6 protein-coding genes and 1 pseudogene are annotated in these 19,297 nt (G+C 60.7%); 2 read left to right on the top strand and 5 right to left on the bottom strand.

Annotated elements, in window-relative coordinates:
- Positions 1 to 12 precede the first annotated feature (12 nt).
- Positions 13 to 1,215, bottom strand: a complete 1,203-nt coding sequence (locus WS64_RS06880) for a MexX/AxyX family multidrug efflux RND transporter periplasmic adaptor subunit (RefSeq protein ID WP_059643278.1) — start codon at positions 1,213 to 1,215, stop codon at positions 13 to 15.
- A 151-nt stretch (positions 1,216 to 1,366) separates the two neighbouring features.
- On the opposite strand from WS64_RS06880, the gene WS64_RS06875 reads away from it, so the two are divergent.
- Together WS64_RS06875 and WS64_RS06870 are read left to right on the top strand one after the other, a co-directional pair.
- Complete coding sequence (locus WS64_RS06875; RefSeq protein WP_059584121.1) at positions 1,367 to 2,014, top strand: TetR family transcriptional regulator; 648 nt, start codon at positions 1,367 to 1,369, stop codon at positions 2,012 to 2,014.
- A 329-nt stretch (positions 2,015 to 2,343) separates the two neighbouring features.
- Positions 2,344 to 3,627, top strand: a complete 1,284-nt coding sequence (locus WS64_RS06870; RefSeq protein WP_060966079.1) for a M23 family metallopeptidase — start codon at positions 2,344 to 2,346, stop codon at positions 3,625 to 3,627.
- 209 nt (positions 3,628 to 3,836) lie between these two features.
- Here the strand turns inward: WS64_RS06870 and WS64_RS06865 are convergent.
- The 4 genes and pseudogenes from WS64_RS06865 to WS64_RS06855 form a co-directional block, all read right to left on the bottom strand.
- Positions 3,837 to 5,596 (bottom strand): annotated as a pseudogene (locus tag WS64_RS06865) (ShlB/FhaC/HecB family hemolysin secretion/activation protein).
- An 84-nt stretch (positions 5,597 to 5,680) separates the two neighbouring features.
- On the bottom strand, positions 5,681 to 6,478 hold the full coding sequence (locus tag WS64_RS06860) for an Imm49 family immunity protein (protein WP_060966078.1): 798 nt from the start codon (positions 6,476 to 6,478) through the stop codon (positions 5,681 to 5,683).
- 127 nt (positions 6,479 to 6,605) lie between these two features.
- The gene (locus WS64_RS34225) at positions 6,606 to 6,914 is read right to left on the bottom strand and encodes a hypothetical protein (protein WP_155720403.1); all 309 of its coding nucleotides are present in this window, start codon (positions 6,912 to 6,914) and stop codon (positions 6,606 to 6,608) included.
- Between the two features lie 730 nt (positions 6,915 to 7,644).
- Positions 7,645 to 19,281 carry a hemagglutinin repeat-containing protein gene (locus tag WS64_RS06855; RefSeq protein WP_081103789.1) on the bottom strand — a complete coding sequence of 3,879 codons (11,637 nt, stop codon included), beginning with the start codon at positions 19,279 to 19,281 and terminating at the stop codon, positions 7,645 to 7,647.
- Between the last annotated feature and the right edge of the window lie 16 nt (positions 19,282 to 19,297).

Here is a 19,297-nt window from a genome sequence, read left to right as displayed (position 1 = left end):
GGTTTGAACCGGTCAGGTTTGACGGGCGGCCGCCTGCGAAGCGGCCGCTGCCGGCGCCGCCTTCGACCGCGGCGCCTTTTCGACGGGCTTGACGGTGGTATCCGGCGCGAACTGCGCGGCGTCGTCGACGATCACGCGCTCGCCGCCCGCGAGGCCGCGCGTGATGCGCCAGTCGTGGCCGCTCATCTGGTCGGCCGTGACCTCGACATCCTTGACCTTGCCGTTCGCGCCCACCACACGCACCGACGTACGGTCGGCGGTACGCAGCAGCGCGTCGCGCGGCACGAGGATCGCCCGCTGGTCGACCGCCGTGTCGAGCGCGATCCGCACATATGCGCCGGGCAGCAGCTCGCGCTCCGGATTCGGGAACAGCGCGCGCATCGCGACGGTGTCGGTGGTCGGATCGACCGCGAGATCGCTGAACAGCAGCTTGCCCTTCAGCGGATATGCGGTGCCGTCCGCGCGCAGCAGCGTCACCGCGATGTCGTGCTGCGCGATGCCCGTCGCGCGCCCGCTCTTCACCGCGCGACGCAATGCGTCCACGTCGGCGGCCGGCTGCGAGAAGTTCACGTAGATCGGATCGAGCTGCTCGACGGTCGTCAGCGGCGTCGCCTGGTCCTGGCCGACGAGCGCGCCCTCGGTCACGAGCGCGCGCCGTGCGCGGCCCGCGATCGGCGCGGTGACGGTCGCGTAGTCGAGCTGCAGTTGCGCCCGCGCGAGTTCCGCCTTCGCCGAGGCGACCTCGGCCTTCGCCTGCGTGTCGGCCGCGACGGCCTCGGTGTGGTCGCGCTCGCTCACCGCGCGATCGCGCACGAGATCGTCGTAACGGCGGCGCTTGTCGGTCGCCGCGAGCGCGGCGGCCTGCGCCTTCGCGAGCGCGCCCTGCGCGGCGTCGCGGGCGGCCTTCAGCGGTGCGGGATCGATGCGGAACAGCACCGCGCCCTGCTTCACTTCCTGGCCTTCCTCGTAGGTGCGCGCGGTGACGATGCCCGCGACCCGCGCGCGGACTTCCGCCTGCCGGTATGCGTCCAGCCGGCCCGGCAGCTCGACGGTCATCGGCACCGCCGTCGGGCGCACCGTCACGACGGCGGCCTGCTTCGCGGCCTCCGGCGCGGCGTCCTCGTCGCCCTTTCCGCATCCGCCCACCGCCAGCAGGGCCGCGAGCGCGAACGGCGCCAGCCGCGTGCGGCGCCACAGGGTGCGTTTGTTATTCATGTTCTGACCTCGGAACGTTCGCCGCCGATACAATGCGGCGGCTCAGGGTGGCCGATTATAATCAGTCATGTCTGATTAAATACAGGCTCCTTCAATCTGACCGACACACTGTCTCAATAAAACGACAGCGAACTGTAAGGAATTTCACGACATGGCCCGCAAGACCCGGGAAGAATCGCTCGCCATCAAGCACCGGATCCTCGACGCCGCCGAGCTCGTGCTGCTCGAGCGAGGCGTCGCGCAAACCGCGATGGCGGACCTCGCCGAGGCCGCCGGGATGTCGCGGGGCGCCGTCTACGGCCATTACCGCAACAAGATGGAAGTCTGTCTGGCGATGTGCGACCGCGCGTTCGCGCGCACGTCGGAAGGTTTCGACGCCGGCGACGGCCTGCCGCCGTTCGCGACGCTGCGCCGCGCCGCGTCGCACTACCTGCAGGAATGCGGCGAGCCGGGCCCGATGCAGCGCGTGCTCGTGATCCTCTATACGAAGTGCGAGCAGAGCGAGGAAAACGGCGCGCTGCAGCGGCGCCGCATGCTGCTCGAGCTGCAGATGCTGCGGATCACGAAGGCGCTGCTGCGTCGCGCGATCGCTGCCGGCGAAATCGCCGCCGATCTCGACGTGCATCTGGCTGCCGTCTATCTGGTGTCGCTGCTCGAAGGCGTGTTCGCGTCGATGATCTGGACCAACCGGCTGCGCGGCAACCTGTGGAACGACGCCGAGGCGATGCTCGACGCCGGTTTCGACGCCGTCCGCACGTCGGCCGCGCTGCGCAGGCGCGCGCAAAAATTGCCGGACTAATGAAAATCGTCGTAACAAATGCTGATTTAACCCGACTTACCGCAGTGCGAAACGAATGAGCTGACCCTCTTTAAAATTTTTAACGTTTCGCGGAACATCGGTAGACTGACGCTGTCATCTTTCTTTAGCGTCTTCGTGATAACCGGGTTCGACCCGGCATGCACGCCGCCGTTCGAAGCGGGGCCCGCCCCGCGAGTTGGGTCGAACGGGAACGATACAGGCCCCTGGCGGGGCCTGTTTTGTTGCACGCCCGTCGCCCGCCATGTCGCCCCCCTGACGCATGGACCGCCGACGGCTCCTGCCCACACCTCTTTGAACCGCTTTCCTGGATGTGGACACCTTTGGTCAAGCCTGCCGCAACCCCTGATGCTTTCGCGCCCGGCCGCGCGCAGCGCCTCGTGCGCGCGCTCGTGCCGGCCGCCGTGCTCGGCGCCCTCGCCGCCTTCGGTCTCGCCGCCGCGCTGCCTGCCGTGTCGCAACTGCCCGGCGCCGTCGACTCGGGCACGGCCGCGCTGCCGCAGCGCGTGCTGTCCGATACGCCGTTTCCCACCGCGCAGCATTTCGTGACGAGCGAGCTTGCACGCACGCTCGGCGAGCGCAACGAATACCTCGAGCGCAACGATCGCAGCCCGCAGCCGGGCCTGTTCGCGCCGCTCAGCGCGCATCGCAACGACATGCTCGGCTACGCGAGCCTGTTCCAGTTCGCGTCGCCCGATCACCGGCAAGGGATGCGCGCAGGCGACATCGAGCTCACGCTGTCCGATACGCTGAATCGTCTCGACGTGCCGCCCGAAGTGCGCATCCAGTTGGGCGATCTCGTCACCGGCAAGGTCGCGATGCGCGCGAGTGCGCAGCGCGGCGACTATTACCGCCTCGCGTTCGACGCGCACGACGGCACGCCGCGCCTGACCGCGCTCGAACTGCGCGTCGCCGGCCGCACGTTCGGCGCGATCTGGTTCCACGCGCCGGGCGCCGAACACGGTGCGTACTACACGCTCGACGGCTCGCCGCTCGAAGCCGCGGCGTTCACGATGCCGGTCAAGTGGACGCGCATCAGCTCGTTCTTCGGCGAGCGCATCCATCCGCTGTCGCAGGCGATGGCGTTCCATACGGGCGTCGATCTCGCCGCGCCGGGCGGCACGCCGGTCGACGCGGCGGCCGACGGCGTCGTGTCGTTCGTCGGCACCGATCCGGGCGGCTATGGCCGCTACGTGATCGTCGATCATGCGGATGGCTATTCGACCTACTACGCACATCTGTCCGCGTACGCGCGCGGGCTGAAGGTCGGCGAAACGGTGAAGCAGGGCCAGCGCATCGGCTCGGTCGGGATGACGGGCGCGGCCACCGGCCCGCACCTGCATTTCGAGGTGCGGATCGCGAACGATCCGGTCGATCCGCTCGTCACGCTCGCGAACGCGCAGACGGGGCTGTCCGACATGCAGCTCACCGCGTTCCGCCAGGAAGCCGCGCAATGGCGCTTCCGGCTTGCGTCGATCAAGACGACGCCGTTCGCGTTCGCGCAGAATGACGGGCCGCTGTGGGGCGATTTCGCGACCGGTCCGTCGACGCTGCGTGCGGTTTTCGATACGCACTACTCGGCGGAGCGAAGCTGATTCTGAGGTACACGATGCTGGTGGTCGCGGAAGAGCGTACGGTCAAGTGCTCCGCCACTCTTCTCTACACCGTCGGCTGGTCACGGGCTTGAGCCGATGTTCTGGCACGGGGTAAAAGCAGACCTGCGCCCGATACCGCCTGTGGTGTGCACTTACCTCTCGTAGTTGAGCGAGATAGGTTCCCTCATGACAAACAAGACCGCGTTTATTCAGAACTGAGCAGTCACCTGAAAACCGAGCGTCACTCGCGCAGTCGGAAAACCCGACGGCTTGTAGACAGGCGTACCCGCGAAGAGATCGTACGCATACGCTCCGAATCGCGTGCCCACGCTACCTTTTATGCCGATCACAGCGCCGGCCAATTGCGTCCCGACGAGGGCGACAGGCTGCGGACCCCATACGCGACCGTAGTCGAGCCCCGCATAAATTGCCTGTCCCGTCTGCCCGATCGGCGCCTGTAGTTCGTTGCGCCAGTAGAAGCCACGTGCCGCGGTGAGCATCGTTTCGCTATCGAAACCGCGCACTGTGTAGCGACTGCCAATCGTCAAGTCGTCGATGTAGTAAAGCGTGTTTCCGGTGTACTGACCGTGGAATGTGCCGACATAGCGGAATGGCTGTTTGCCGATCGCGAACGGCGCCGACAGGTTCGCGTCGAGCACCGCCATCTTGAAGCGATAGGTCGGTCCACCACCCGCTGCCATCGTATCGTCCTGAGCGCCCAATCCACCGACACCTTGACGATATGCAAGCGAGCCGTCGAACTGTGCGCCGCCGAAGTAGTGGCGATCGGTCAGGCCCAGTTCGATCATCGTGTTGTTGCGGCGCTGCTGCGAGATCTCGGTGTCTTCGATAAAGCTTTGTCCGAAACGACGCGACAGGCGAACGTAGGCGCCGAACACATCATTTTGACTACGCGACAGCACGCGGGCCAGCTTGAAATCGACCGTCTTGGAGTTGCCGCTTGCGATGAACGTCTGGTTCACGCCGGCGATCTGCTGGTAGTACGTGTTCGTGTAAGCCGAGAGCGTTGCCGTCCAGTAGCCCCACGGAATCGAATAGAAACGTTCCAGCCGTGCGAACCGAGGCGCTTGTCGCCGAATTCGAGATCCTGGCTGACGCCGACGTTGAACACGTCGTTCAGGCCGAGCGGGTTGTCGATGCCGAGCGAGAGGTTGCCTTGCAGTTTGCCGGTGGCACGCGTGCCGGAATTGTCGATCGACGCGACGACTGTCCACGGCTTGCCGCGCTTCACGTCGAGCACGACGTCGCTTTCGCCGGGAAGATCACCCGGAACAAGTTGCATCGAGACATCCTGACTCGATACGCGTTTCATTTGCTCAAGGCCTTGTTCGAGGTCGCGCAGGTTCAGCACCTCACCGTCGCGGCTGGGAAAGGCGGTTTTCCAGGTGCCGCGGAGCTTTTCATCAGCAAAGCGCACACGGCGAATCGTGCCGGGAATCAGCGAAAGTTTGAGCGTGCCGGTCGATAGGTCTTGCTCGGGAACGAGCACCCGCGTAGTGACGTAACCTCTCGCCAGAATCGCCTGCGACAGTCCCTTGATCAGTACGTCAATACCTTGCTTGCCGACGCATTGACCAGCGTAGTGGTTCAACCATTCCCGGGCGAAGGTGAAACGATCCATCGGTAGAGCCGATGCACCTTGTGCTTTCGCTGCGTCGGGCAATGACGTCGGGACGTCGAGTGTGAAGCGGTCGATGCGAAAGCACGGCGTTTCGGCAGGAAGCGCCGGATACGCTTCGGCCTTCGGTACATCGGAACGCACGGAAGGAGTACGCACGGCCGCGTCGCGCTGCTGCACGTCACGTTGCTGCTGCGCCTGCCGATCCTGTTCGGCGTTCGCGCGAGCTGCGGCGGCTTGATCGGCAGGCGTGGGAGCCTGCTGCGCCTGGACTCCGAGCGATACTAAGGCTGTGATCGGCAAAGCCGCCAGCCGCTTCTTAATTTTCATTGTTCTTAAATCTCTGATTCCGCCTGATCCCAGCAAAGGAGCACCATCACGCTCGAGCAAAAGTTCGAGAGGCAAAATAACCGATCAGACTTTAAATTTCCCCATAAACTCGTAAGGATCGAGGTAATTTTCTAGCGGCTCAATCGGCAGCCACTCCTCCGGAATCCAAGGCGTCTCCACCCTCACCTTCAATCCGTGACGCCACGCGATTTTTGCGTATATCACCGCATGGGTGCCAATGAGTTTTTCAGTAAAGCCAAACGCGTGTTCGGCGTTTCGCACCTTAGCAACTTTTGGTGACGTGAGCTCTTGTAACGTCGCCTCCATGCTCGGCACATCTTGACGGGACAATGCAAGATAGAAGCGATGATCTATTTCGTACTTTTTCATCTCTTCCGACGAATTTCCAATGATCTGGAAGCAACGCTGCTCCAACGTCTTCCATTCACCGCGCAGAGCCAAAAGCGCCTGGTACCCGTGAAATTCCGCCGTCGCTGGATCATTGGCTCGAATCATGTCGAACGGCTGATCATTGCTCGCGAACCATTGAATCAATCCCTCGTGATCAGACAGCAACGGCATCAACAGAAGATACGCTGGATACCAACTTTTCGGCTCTCGCTGAAACGAGATGTATTCCAGCTTTCCAGATACATAGCACCACTGCTTAAAGGAAATTATGTCACGCCCCTTGAACCATGAGGCCAAGGCCGCAGCCATGGCGTGAGAGCGAAGGCGTACCAGGCAAAAATCGGGGTCTCCGCTGCCGCTTGAGATAATCTCCAAAAAGAATTTGACCTTATCAGAAAGAGCCAGAAGGCGCTTTTCGACATGATCTAACCCCTTTATCTGAATATCCGAATAACCGAGTCCTTTTACCATATCACACTCATTCAATCTTTACAGGAACAGCAAGTTTGTCCATTTTTTGCGGCCTATCAACAAGGCACAGTGACCAATTCTCACAACAACATCTTAGTACCCATCGGGGCAAGCAATCTCAATGGAATCAAAACACGTTGTTGTAGTCGTACATATACTCCTCGTACTCAGCCATCGTCCAAACGTGACCATCCAGTTTATCCACCATCACTACTCCTCCCACTTTATCAATACCCCCTTCTTTGCTTGCAATATCGAACACCCAAAATAAAGGCGCAAATCCCGATCGAGGCGACGCTCCGACTATTAAGCAACCAATCGACTTCGCATAATTCTCCGCAATTTCCATTGCTTCGCGAACATCAACGATCTTGCCATCCCGGTATTCCACAGGAACACTAAAAGACAAAACCTCTTTTTTTCGCAACTCAGACACAACCGAAACCAACTTTACCCTAGAAACGTTCACGTTTATGAAGCCACTATACGAGTGCCCGGCATCATACAAGAATCCAGAATCAAAAAGTCTGATAAACCTGATGTCAACCGACGTCGACCCCACGGGCAAGTAAAGATCACATATTCTATTCATAGCACTACCGAATGCATTGATCTCATAGATGGATAATCACGCCTCTTCCAGTTAATGCGATCTGCAGAGCACTCACTGGATAGAATATGCAAATACAACGCCGAGCGGCCATACATCTCGAATGCAAGCCCCGCCATTCTTGACGGAAACGACGACGATTACGTGAACGCCGCAGACTCAGTAGTCACGTTCACTATACCCGGAGCGACATCAACGCCGGCAGCCGCTTCTTGATTTTCATTTGCCCTCGAATCCTTGATTCTGCCCGTAGACCACTTACGCGATCTCGCCCAACAGATCGCTATCGACTGCATACGTGGCTATGCACCACGACAAGCAGCCGAAATACGTTAACCACCCCTCGCTTTCCGTAAAATTTTATTTAATGCACAACAACACCAAAAAAAATAGACAAAAAATACAGGAAACCCCAAAAATAAAAGAACCTTATTCTCATCAACTCCAAAAGCGTACCTGACCACCCCCGAAATCAAAAAAGACCAAAAAATACCCGTCCCAAACGATACTGAAATAATAAAAACAACTTCCCTAATTCTTTCAATCATGCTACCCCTCACTTTCCTTCACCCCCTTTCGCATTCGACACGCCGGTATAGACTGCAGCACCTTTTGCCCCAACACCAATTAGCATTGCCGGCTGATTTACTCCAGGTAACGGCATTTTTGTAAGCGGCAACAATTTAACGTTATTAAACGCCGGGACAGTTACGCCGAACATAGACTTGGCACGTCCAAGTCCATCTGCAAGGCCAACGTTAAGCACCTGCGGCGCAGAAAGAGCGCCAAGACTAACAACGAAGTTGACAACATCGTATCCAACCTCGCCCCATTGGGGGAATACCGTCGTAGCAGCGCTTTTCAGCGGATTGTATCCTACCGCCCCGTCCCCGAAATAGAAGCGATACAAGCCTGTCCCCCCTTCTGTTATATCACTTGCTCCCATTGCGGCCATCGGCCCGCCAGCAATACACCCAACGCCCGTCGCGGAACAGAGGCCAAGTCCAGTCGTAGTCGCTATGGTTCCCGTAGCAACTTTGACCACATCCTTCGCCGGCGCGATCAGATTCGACTTTACGTTGTCGACATACCTTTGACTTTCAGAATAAACAAACAAACCTCGGCTCTGCTGTTCCACGACCCAATCAATCTGAGATTTGAGATTCTCAGCCTCAACAATAGAAACGAAATTTTCCCGATATTGCGCACTATTTGGAGTAAATTCCGCCCAGCATTGAACTACGTAACAGGCCGCACGCGTCAATTCGTTTTCTAAATCTTTATCTCCATTTGATTTCTTCGCAATGGCGGCCTTTTCGTCAGGGTGCAATTGCCGATTGTACATGTCGGCACTCAACGCACCACCCCCACCGCTAATTGCCCCCGACGCGCCGCCGATCGCTCCGCCTGCTGCTGCACCAGCCGCACCCGCTACAACGTTCGTCAGCAGCGTCCCTCCGAGCGTATCGTTCGTGAGTTGCCCGACTTCTTTCCTAGCGTAGTCGCCCGCCAGCGTGCCGCCAACTGCACCGGCCACGTTACCTCCGCCGAGCGCAGCAGCGCCCCCCGCTACGACCGCGTGCGCGATCGTACGGCTCGCACTGTCCTCGTTCCACATCGCATACTGCTGATTGGCTGAATCGAGATTGACCTTGGCCGTCGCAATCGCCACCGGATCACCCGATTTCTCGGCGGCCTTCAACTCGGCATCGGCCGTTTTTACAGCGGCCGCTGCCTTATCCGTCATGTACTTCCCGATCTCGCCGACGACCCGCATGCCGACCTGACCGGCTGCCTGCTGCACTGCAATATCGTTCTGCACCTTCTGCGCGTCGAACGTGTTCTGCACTGCCCCGTTCGCAATCGACGTATCGCGATTCAGCCCTTCCGTACTGTCATGATCCGTACCCGCATCACCGCGAACCGTGATCTTGCCCGGACTCACCGTTGCGTAGGTCGTTCCCGTCACGTCGCTGCTGGTACCCGCCGACGAGAACCCACTGGGCCCCAAACCGTTCGGCGTCACCGGTCCCCGCCCGACTGGCCCGGATTGGGTGACTGGCGTATTCAGATTGATACCCTTGGACGAACTGTTACCCACACCACCGCTCGCGCTGAAGCCGACCGACTCGCCCGAATAGCTCGCCTTGTTTTCGATGTTCGTATAGCCGAGCGTCTGCGTGGACAGGCTGTTCTTGTCGGGACTTGCCGTGGCAATGATCGCCCCACCATCGAGCTGCGTATGGTTCCCGACGTTGACGTCATAACCCCCGCTGCCTGCAAATATCCCGCTTTGCTGGTTGACCGAAGCGAAGTTCGCTTTGACGTTCTCCTGGCTCGCGCTCGCGCTACCGCTAACCGTCTGGCCGTAGCAGAACGGCGGCACACAGATGCTTGCCTGGAATCCGCCGCTCGTCTGCTTGCTGTCATACGTCGCCGTATCCTGCTGGCTCTGGATGTTCAGATCGTGACCCACGTCCGCGACAACACGATTGCCCGTCGCTTCAGCTCCGCGCAGATTCGTATCGCGACCACTCTTCAATGTAAGGGTATCGCTTGCCGACACCACCGTATCGCGGTTCGTCACGCTCTGACCGTTCGCGTTACCACGCGCCATACTCGCGCCCAATTCGAGCGTAAAGCCGTTCTGCTGTCCACCAAGGCTCGCGCCGAGACCGATGCTGCCGCCGCTACTGCTGTTGCTGCTCGACAGTTGCGTCGTATCCTTCGCGCTTTGCAGGTTGATATCGCGCGCAGCGTCGAGTGTCACGTTCTTGCCCGTAATGCGCGTGCCGCGACCGTCGATATTGCCGTCCGCCGCAAAACCGTCCGCATCCTTTGCACCGCTTCCCGTGGCGATTACCTCGACGTTCCGCCCTGCCGTAAGCGTGCTCCCGGTGTTCGCAAGCGAGCTGCTACGTGATTCACTGCTGCTCGTGCCACCGCCGATGCTCACCGTCGCCTTTATGAGCGGTTGCCCGGTCGGCTTGCCATTACTGAAGTTCTCCGCCACCTTGGTCGCGTCGTAGACCGAGAGCGCGGCCTGCGCCTTGTCAAGCGCGCCAAGGCGCGCATCACCACCACGCGCCGGGTTTCGCATGCTCTGGTTTACCGCGGCCACGGCATTACCCACGGCACCGCCCAACGCAAGGCTAACGCCGAACTGGCTCGAGTGCTGGCTCATACTCGTTTGCGTCGTATCCGAGCCCGGGTCAAGGTGGACATTCTCGCCCTTGAGCTTCAGGTCGTTGCCCGCCATCAAGTCAGAACCCGCGACCGTAATATCCTTCTTCGCGTCGAGCGTTACGTTTCCGCTCGCGCTCGCGATCTGGCTGCGCATCGTGTTCTGCGTCTGGCTCGCACTATCCTGCACCGTATGGCTGTTCGCCACACCGACGCTGAAACCCGTTGACGTGCCATTGCTGCCAAGGCTGCCGATCTGGCGACTGCTCGATTCTTGATGGCTCACGCTCGTCTCCAGGCCTGCGAGCACGTTGATCGCACCTTTGTCGGCTGTCACCTTCACATCGTGAGTGCCGCTCACCCCCGATCCGACGACGTTCACATCACCCGTTCGACTGATGATTTCAACCTTGTCGCCAGTGACAAGGCTCGCCGTCTGGTGCGTCTCCGACATGTTTCCGTCTGAGCTACTGCGGCTCGCGTTGTACGGCGAGGGACTGTTGCCGCCATGGTTCGCCGTACCACTGATCCAACGCCCCAAATCGCCCAGGCTCGGTGACGACAGGAGGGCAATACTCGTGCTCGAACTACTCGATGCGTTGCTCTGTTGATACTGGTCAGTCGAAGCCGTGAGGTTCACGTTCCGGTTTGCATCCAGCAGCGTCTTGCCGCCTGCACTGATCGTCGAGCCGATCACGTTAATATCGCCGTCAATCGCATTGCCCTGTGCGTCGCGCTCCGCGCCGCCCGTGGCGGTCACGGAAACGTTGCCCGCACCTCGGATTGCGCTGCCGGCATGCGTCTGGTTCGACGTATCGATCACGCTCTTGCTCTGGCTGCGACCATAAGTCACGGAAATCGACGGCACATCAAGCGCGCTAGCGCCAATCTCGTTCGCAACGCTCTGCCCGCGTTGGAATGCGTTACCGGTTGACGCGTTGTCTTTCAGATTACGAACCGTATCGAACGGCGTACCAGTGACCGCGAACGTCAAGCCGCTGGACTTCGATTCCTGCTGGTCGTGGGTTCGTGTGTCGTCCTCACTCGGATCGATCGTGACATTCTGGCCTGCGATCTTGATATTGCCCGTCGCGTTCTTAGTGTCACCTGCGGCCTTACCCGCTGTAACGTCGCTGCCACCGATGTGGACGTTTTCACCGGCCTTGATCGACACGTTGCCCCGCACGCTACCAACCGTGCTGCGGTCCTGGCTTTGCGTAACCACGTGATTATCCGACTGCGCCTTTTGCTCGGCCGAACCAATCGTGAAGCCCAGACCACCGGAACCCATCACACCCGATTGTTTCTTGTCGAAATACGCCGACGAATCGCTCCGATCCTCCGCCGCAAGGACATTCACGTGGCGCGCAGCGTCCAGCGAGACATCGCCCGTTCCGGCAACCGCACTACCGGTCACGTTGATGTCGTGCCCGCTTCTCACCGACACGCTGTCGGCCGACACCAGACTACCGTGACTGATTGTGTCGGCCTGGTCAAGACCGCTTGCCACCTTCGTGCTACTGACCACGCTACCGTGACTGTGATTCTCGTGCGAATTGAGTTCGTGCGTCTCGGTCGCGACGCCGATATTTACATCCCCCTTCGCATCCAGCGTCGCCTTGCCTTTGTCGAGGACCAGCGCGCTGCCGCTGAGCGTAATGTCCTTGCTCGATGAAAGGCTGAGTGCATCGCCGCTCTTGAGCATGGTACCCGTCAGCGTCTGATCTGACGCATGTTGCGTGTCCGCGTAGCTGCCGTGGCTATCGCTACCCGAACTGTTGCTGTTCAAGTTTGAGGTCGCGCTTACCGCCAACAGAGAGATGTTCCCCTGCGCGGCAATCGCGCCCCCCTTACCCAGCTCGATCTGTGCGCCGTGCGAGGTCAGATCACCCGCGATGGCGACTGCCGACACGCCTCCGACCTTGACCGAACTGACCGCAGATTGGTTGAAATCGGTATTCGACACACCGTTCGCGCGCTGAACAACCTTGTGCTCTCCCGTTTGCGCCGCGCCCAGATCCCAGTCACCGCCGATCAATGCGCCGAAATTGCCGCCCACCGTCAGGCTGCCGGCGTTCTGCTGGAAGTTCCCCCCGGTGATGATCCCGGCATCGCCAGCCACATCAACACTCGCCGTCGGCCCAAGCGTCGTTTTAACGCTGATCGCACCGTCACGACTCACCTGCGTCTCGGTCTTGGCTGCGGTATTAAGAATCAGGTCGCCCCCTGCGCCGATCAACAGATTGCCAGCCTTTACCTTGGCCGAAGTCAGATCAACGTTACCTTCAGCTATCAATGTCGTCAGACCGCCGCTTTGCAGCGCACCGAACGCGTTGTCAATCTGCTTGCCTTGAATCGACAACGAATTGTCCGCTTTCAGCGTGCCGCTGTTCGTGAAGTTCTGCGCGTCCTTCAGATCGATGTCGGTGGCGGTGATCAGCGGACCATTGACGTTCTGCTGGTTCGCCTGTGCCAGATACACGACCGGCACGAGCACCGACTGACCGTCGACCGCGCGCGTTTCCATCATGATCACGTTACCGGTCAGCTTCGACACCTGCTCGGGAGACAGGCTCGCGCCAATCGGCAAATTGAGTTGCTTGTCCAGCGCTGCACCCGCCGCCATAAGCTGCTGATACATACCCTGAAGATCCGTGTAAGGACCCAATACCGCGCGGCCCGTCAGCGCCGTCACCTGATTGCGTACAAGCTGCTGCTCATAGAAGCCGTCACCCAGGCGCTTCGGAATGTGGGTGAGGTCAACCCCGATCTGACCAAAAAAGTAGTCGCTCGAAATGAAGTTCTTCTGGTTCGTGAACGCCGGATTCGTCTCGATCACGTAGCTCGCATTCGGCGACGGATTCGGTCGGTACAAGCCACCCTGCGGAATCGTCAGGTTGTTCAGCACGTTCAACGCAGTCGCGCTTGCAATGATCCGATCGACCGGTGTTGAGGCGCCGCCATGCACCGGTGCCGCCGATTGGGCACCCGCGCCCGCGACCGCCCCTCGAACGGCGCCGCCAGCCGTTGCGGAAGCCGTTGCATTGCCATTGAGCGTGGCAGGCGTCACGGTCACCCCCGAGCCCGTCGCAGCACCATTGAGCGAGACAGGCGTCAAACCCGTGACCGATTGACCGGGCAGCAGGCCGAGCGACGGCAGCGATGCGTTGCCAGCGGTGTTGTTGATGCTCACGCCCGTGCCGGAAATCGTGCCGTTCGAACCCAAGGTCGAATCGTAGCCCGGCAGCTTGTAGGTCTTGACGTCCGCTGGAGCGACCTGGGTATAGCCACCCGGACGACTCGTCACGAACGTGGCATCGCCAAACGGCAACTGCCAGTTGTGCTCGGAGTTGTCGTAGTTGTTGTAGTGATACTGTCCCGAGTACGTCACCGTCACGGTCGGTGCCTGCTGGCCCGTCGCCGCCCAACCGTTACCGTCATAGTTTTGCGGCAAGTGGAGATTGCCGACGGCCGTGATGCTGCTCCAGTAGTTCTGGAGGGTACCGGTCGACGACGCATCGATCTTGCCGCCCGACACAATCTGCGCGGCCGGACTCAATGCCGTGACCGTGTTCGCAACGGCGGTGCCGGTATAGGTTGTGTACTGATAGCTGCTGTTCCATTGGCCGCCGTGAGGCGGCTCGATATACATGCCGCCCGGCTGTTTGAGCAACACGTCGCTCATGTCCGGCGTGAGGTTGTCGGACCGAATACCGTAACTCGTCTGACCAGTGCAATTCCCCGCGAAATACGCCGCACAGCCCGACAAGCTGATGCCGTATTGTGCAAGTACCGCCGGATCGACGTTACTCGTGCTTCCCGTGGTGCTCATCACGCGACGCGTGCTCGTCACCTTGTCGGCGTGCAGCTCCATATCACTGCCGGACTGAATCAATGCCGACGAATTATTGACGAGTGCCGCATTCGTGTAATTGCCGCTCGCGTCCTTGCCGCCCGCGAGTACAACCTTACCCATCCCGAAAATCGCCGTCGTCGGCATCGAATCGGTCGCCGTCGTGTCGTCACGGTTTTCGATGTCGTGCGCGAGAATTTCAAGCTTGCCGTTACTATCCGATGCGCCAATCAACGCCGTCGGCCCGACGTTCGACACCGTGCCGGTTGCGTTGAGCGAGACGCTCCCTCCCACCAGCGACCCGGTATTGGACAGATTGCTCGATTGCGTATGCAGCAGTCCGCCGGCCGACAACGCGCCCGAGTTGACGATACTGGCCGCGTTGATGTTCAGGCCATTGATGGTTTGGAAACCCGCGTTGTTGGTGAACGTACCGGGCAGCGCAAAGGTAAGATCGTTACCGACGTTGAACTGTGTACCCGGCGTTGTCGTGTAATCACCTTGCAGATTCACGCGTACATCGTGCGCTGCGCTATACGCGCCGCCGCCTTGCAGTGTCGGAGCCGTGATCGCCAGATCGTGTGTGGCGCTGATGTGCCCGTTCGTATTCGTGAGTGCCGCGCTCGTCGTCACGTCCACGTCGCCGCTCGAATTCGCAACGCTGCCGATTTGTCCGCCGCTGTTGTCCAAGATCGTCCCTTGAACATGGAGGCTCGCACCGCTCAACTCCCCGCCCTGCGTGTTGGAAATCGATGTCGCGCTGATCGTCACGTCGCCATTACCGGTGATCGCGCCCATGCCCGACACGTTGCCTGCGCGGCTGTTCGTGACCTGGCTGCCGCTTTGCACAGTCATCGCGCCCGTGCCGAGGTCGGTAATGGCCCCGTCAGCGTTGTTGACCGATCCGGAATGAACCGCGAGCGTGCTCGTGTCCCCGGCCGTCGCCTGCCCGGCCTGAACGTGCCCGGCCTGGTTCACCAGCGCGCCGCCGTTCGTCAACGACAGAGACGCGCCCGCACGCACCAGCCCTTGTGCGTTGTTCACGTCGCCCGCAACCGTCGCCGTGACGCCGCCCTGTGCCGCGAGAATGCCGTTCGAGTTGTCCCAACTGCTCGCATCGACAACCGCCTGCCCCTTGGTGACAATGGTCCCGCCTGCATTGTTCAGCGCACTCGCACCGTTACCCGGCTCGATTGTCAGCGTCCCGGTACCGGCATGCGTGATCGTGCCGCCTGCATTGTTCAATTGGCTAGCGGCCAGCGTCAGGTCGGTACTGTTCGTTTGAATCACGCCTGCTGCGGAGTTGTCGAGCGAGCCGCTGACGTTCACAGCCATGGCCGACGAGCCATATTGCGTGATCGTCCCGCCGTGGTTCGTCAAGTTCGGCGCGGTCAACGCAAGTTGGTTGGCTTCGAGCTTGCCCCTGCTGTTGTCGATCGTTGAACCGGCCGTCACGGACAGGCTGGACGCGCTGACCGATCCGCTCTGGTTCGTCATCGAGCCCGTGTGGATCGACGCATTCGTGCTCGCGCCGATCTGACCGCCGTCATTCGTCAGCGTGCCGCTGAAAACGCCAAGGTCCGCGCGGGACTGCAACTTGCCGTTCGTATTGTTCAGCACGTTCCCGACCGTCGCCGTCAACCCGGATTTGCCGTTGATCAACCCCGATGTATTGTTCAGCGTGGCCGAATGCTCCACGACGCGACCGTTGCTTGCAATCGACCCGCCAACGTTCGATACCGATCCCGTCGCGTTTCCAAGCGTCAGCATGCCGCTGCCGGCATGCGTAATCGTGCCGCCATCGTTCACGAGTGATGCAGGGGAAAGCGTCAGGTCCGTACTGTTGGTTTGTAGCGTACCGCCATTCGAATTGTCGAGCGTGCCGCTGACGTTGACAGCCATGGCCGACGAGCCAAGTTGCGTAATCGTGCCACCGTGGTTCGTGAGATTCGACGCGCTCAACGCGAGCTGATTCGCTTCGAGCGAACCGTCATTGTTGTCAAGCGTCGAGTCGGCCATCACCGACAGATTTGGCGCAACGATCGAACCGTTCAGGTTCGACATCGAGCCCGTGTGGATCATCGCGTTCGCGCTTGCGCCAAGTTGGCCACGGTCGTTCGTTAGTGTCCCGCTGGAAACAGCAAGGTCCGTACTGGACAACAGCTTGCCATTCGTGTTGTTCAATACGCCGGCGATCGTCGCCGTCACCCCGGCTTGGCCGTTGATCGCTCCCGAGGTGTTGTTCAGCGAACCGCTTTGCGCGATAACGCGCCCGTTGCTCACGATCGAGCCGCCGACGTTCGACATCGAACCAGCGCCATTGCCAATCGCCAGCGTGCCGGTACCGGCGTGCGTAATCGTGCCGCCATCGTTCACGAGCGAAGCCGGAGTCAGCATAAGATCGGTGCTGTTCGTCTGAATCACACCGGCTGCCGAGTTATCGAGCGTGCCGCTGACGTTGACAGCCATGGCCGACGAGCCATATTGCGTGATCGTGCCGCCATGGTTCGTCAGGTTCGGTGTGGTCAATGCGAGTTGGTTGGCTTCGAGCTTGCCGCCGTTGTTGTCAAGCGTCGAATCAGCCGTCACCGACACGTTGGACGCGCTGACCGATCCACTCAGGTTCGTCATCGAGCCCGTGTGGATTACCGCATTCGTCGTCGCACCAATCCGCCCCCCGTCGTTTGCGAGCGTGCCGCTCGTCATGCCGAGGTCCGTATTGGACAGCAGCTTGCCGTTCGTATTGTTCAGCACGCTACCGACCGTGGCTGACAGGCCGGTTTGGCCGGTGATCGAACCGGATGTGTTGTTCAGCTTGGCCGATCGCTCCACCACGCGCCCATTGCTCGCGATCGTACCGCCGACGTTCGACACTGATCCCGTGCCGTTGCCGAGTGTAAGTGCGCCGGTGCCCGCATGCGTGATCTTGCCGCCGTCATTGACCAGCGACGCAGGGGCGAGCGTCAGGTCGGTACTGTTGGTTTGCAACGTACCGCCGTTCGAATTGTCGAGCGTGCCGGACACGTTCACGCTCATCGCGCCGGTGCCGATCTGCGTGATCGTGCCGCCGTGGTTCACGAGGTCGGTCGCATTCAACGACATCTTGTCGGCCTTCACGGCGCCCGCGCTATTGTCGAGGGCCGTGCCGGTCAGTTCTGCCGTCTGAGCGACAATCGAGCCGCCGTTGTTGATCAGGTGCGCGCCCGCATCGACCGCTACCGTTTGCGTAGCCTGCAAAGCGCCACTGCTATTGTCGATCGCTCGTCCCGAGACATGCAGATTCGTATTGGACGTCATCGTCCCGTGGTTGGCGACGTTGCCGCCGTGCACGGTGACGTCGCCGTTGCCACCGATCACGCCGCCCTGCGCGCCGTTCGCGGTCGTGCCCGCTGCGTTGGTCAACTGGCCGCTGGTCGTTACGGAGAGGCCGTCGCTATTGAGCGACGTCATCCGACCTGCCGTGTTGTCCAGCGATGCACCGGCCACTGTCATGCCGGCCGCGCTTTGAACGGTACCCTGATTGTTCGCGATGGCGCCGCCACGTACGTCCACCGTGCGTTCGGATACCAGTTCGCCGGACTGGTTGGCGATCCGACCGGCGACATTCACCGACAGCGCGCCTTGCGACGATATCTTGCCGCCCTGGTTCGACAGGTTGCCGCCGGTCAGCGTCGTGCCGTTGCCACTCGACAGGCTACCGTGGTCGTTGATGACGGTGCCCGATGCGTTCGCCTGAATGGCGCCTTGCGCGCTCGTCGTCGCGTTCGACAGATTCACGTCGCCGGCCGTCGCATTCAGCGACAGATTGCCGTTCGCGGCGGTCTGGCTGCCGGCGAGATTCACACTGCCGCTCGTCAGCGATGCGTTACCGCCCGCCACATTCTGGCCGATGGCGGTCAGTTGGCCCGACACAATCAGGTTCAGGTCGCCGCTGTGCGCGACGGAACCGTCGTTGTTCACACCCGCGCCGAGCGTGCCGGTCGAATTGACGCTGCCGGCGTTGATCGCCGCATTCTGCTGCGCCGCGAGCGTCCCGCTGTTCGTGAAATCGGTCGCAGAGTTCGCCGACAACGATTGTTGCGCATACGTGGTGCCGCTATTCTGGATGCCGCCCGAGGCGGACATCGCGAGGTTGCCGCTCGCCGTGGTCTTGCCCGTGAGCACGAGCCGACCATCCGATTGCAACGTCAGATCGCCTGCCTGCGCCGCGATCGTGCCAGCGTTCGCGACACCCACGCCCGAGGAGTTGCCGACCAAAAACACCCTATTGGCATACATGCCGCCCAACTGAGCCACATCGATCGCGACAGCCGGGGCAGGACCGTCACCCGCGATCGGCGTCGTGGCCAGCGTGTCGTGATTGACCTGATTCGCACCCGCGATTACGTTGAGATTCTTCGCATAGATCGCGGCGTTAGCCTGTACAGCGCGGGCGATGATGTCGGTCTGATCAACATTCGAGGTATCGAGGCCCGCACCTTGCACAGTCACGAGGCCGCGATTAACGTTGAAACCCGTCAACGATCCGTCCGCGCCGAACTGCGGCACACCGGTCGTCAGGACCGCCCGCGACGTATTGATGAAACCACCTCCGTCCACGACGATCCCGGCTGGATTGGCAAGAACGATCTCCGCGCGGCTTCCCGCGATCTCAACATACCCCCTGATCTGACTAGCCGCGGTGCTGTTGACCTGGTTGACGATGATGCGCGCCGCCTGCCCCGCGCTCAGGTTTGGATTGCCGTTGATATAGCCGGCCTGCTGCGTGTTGACGATCGTCGGCGCGTTGTTCAGGATCGCGCCGCTCTTCTGAACGTCGAACTGGTTATAGGTGTTCAGTGACACGCCGCCAGCGCTCGGCTTGTTGATGTTGACTTGCGGCAGGCCGTTGGGCGTCTGCACCACCGCGGGCGCGTGAGCCCCTCCGCCGACGATCTGCGCAGTCGCCCAAATCGGATTCATGCCGGCTGCGACCAGCGCGCCGAATGCAGCAACCCGTAACGCGAACTTCGCTGCCGGATGATGCTCGCCGCCGCGCTCGGCGACGCGACGAGTCTCGCCCGTATTTGTTTTCCCCGTCCTGCTGGCCGTCTCTTCGACGGCAACCAACATACCCCGTACGCGGCTGAACACCAGCCGATAATGGTTTTTGTTCATATTCTTGGTCTACTCG

It is taken from the genome of Burkholderia anthina, assembly GCF_001547525.1.
GTDB classification, from domain to species: Bacteria; Pseudomonadota; Gammaproteobacteria; order Burkholderiales; family Burkholderiaceae; genus Burkholderia; species Burkholderia semiarida.
This window is presented reverse-complemented; position numbering and strand designations above follow the sequence as displayed.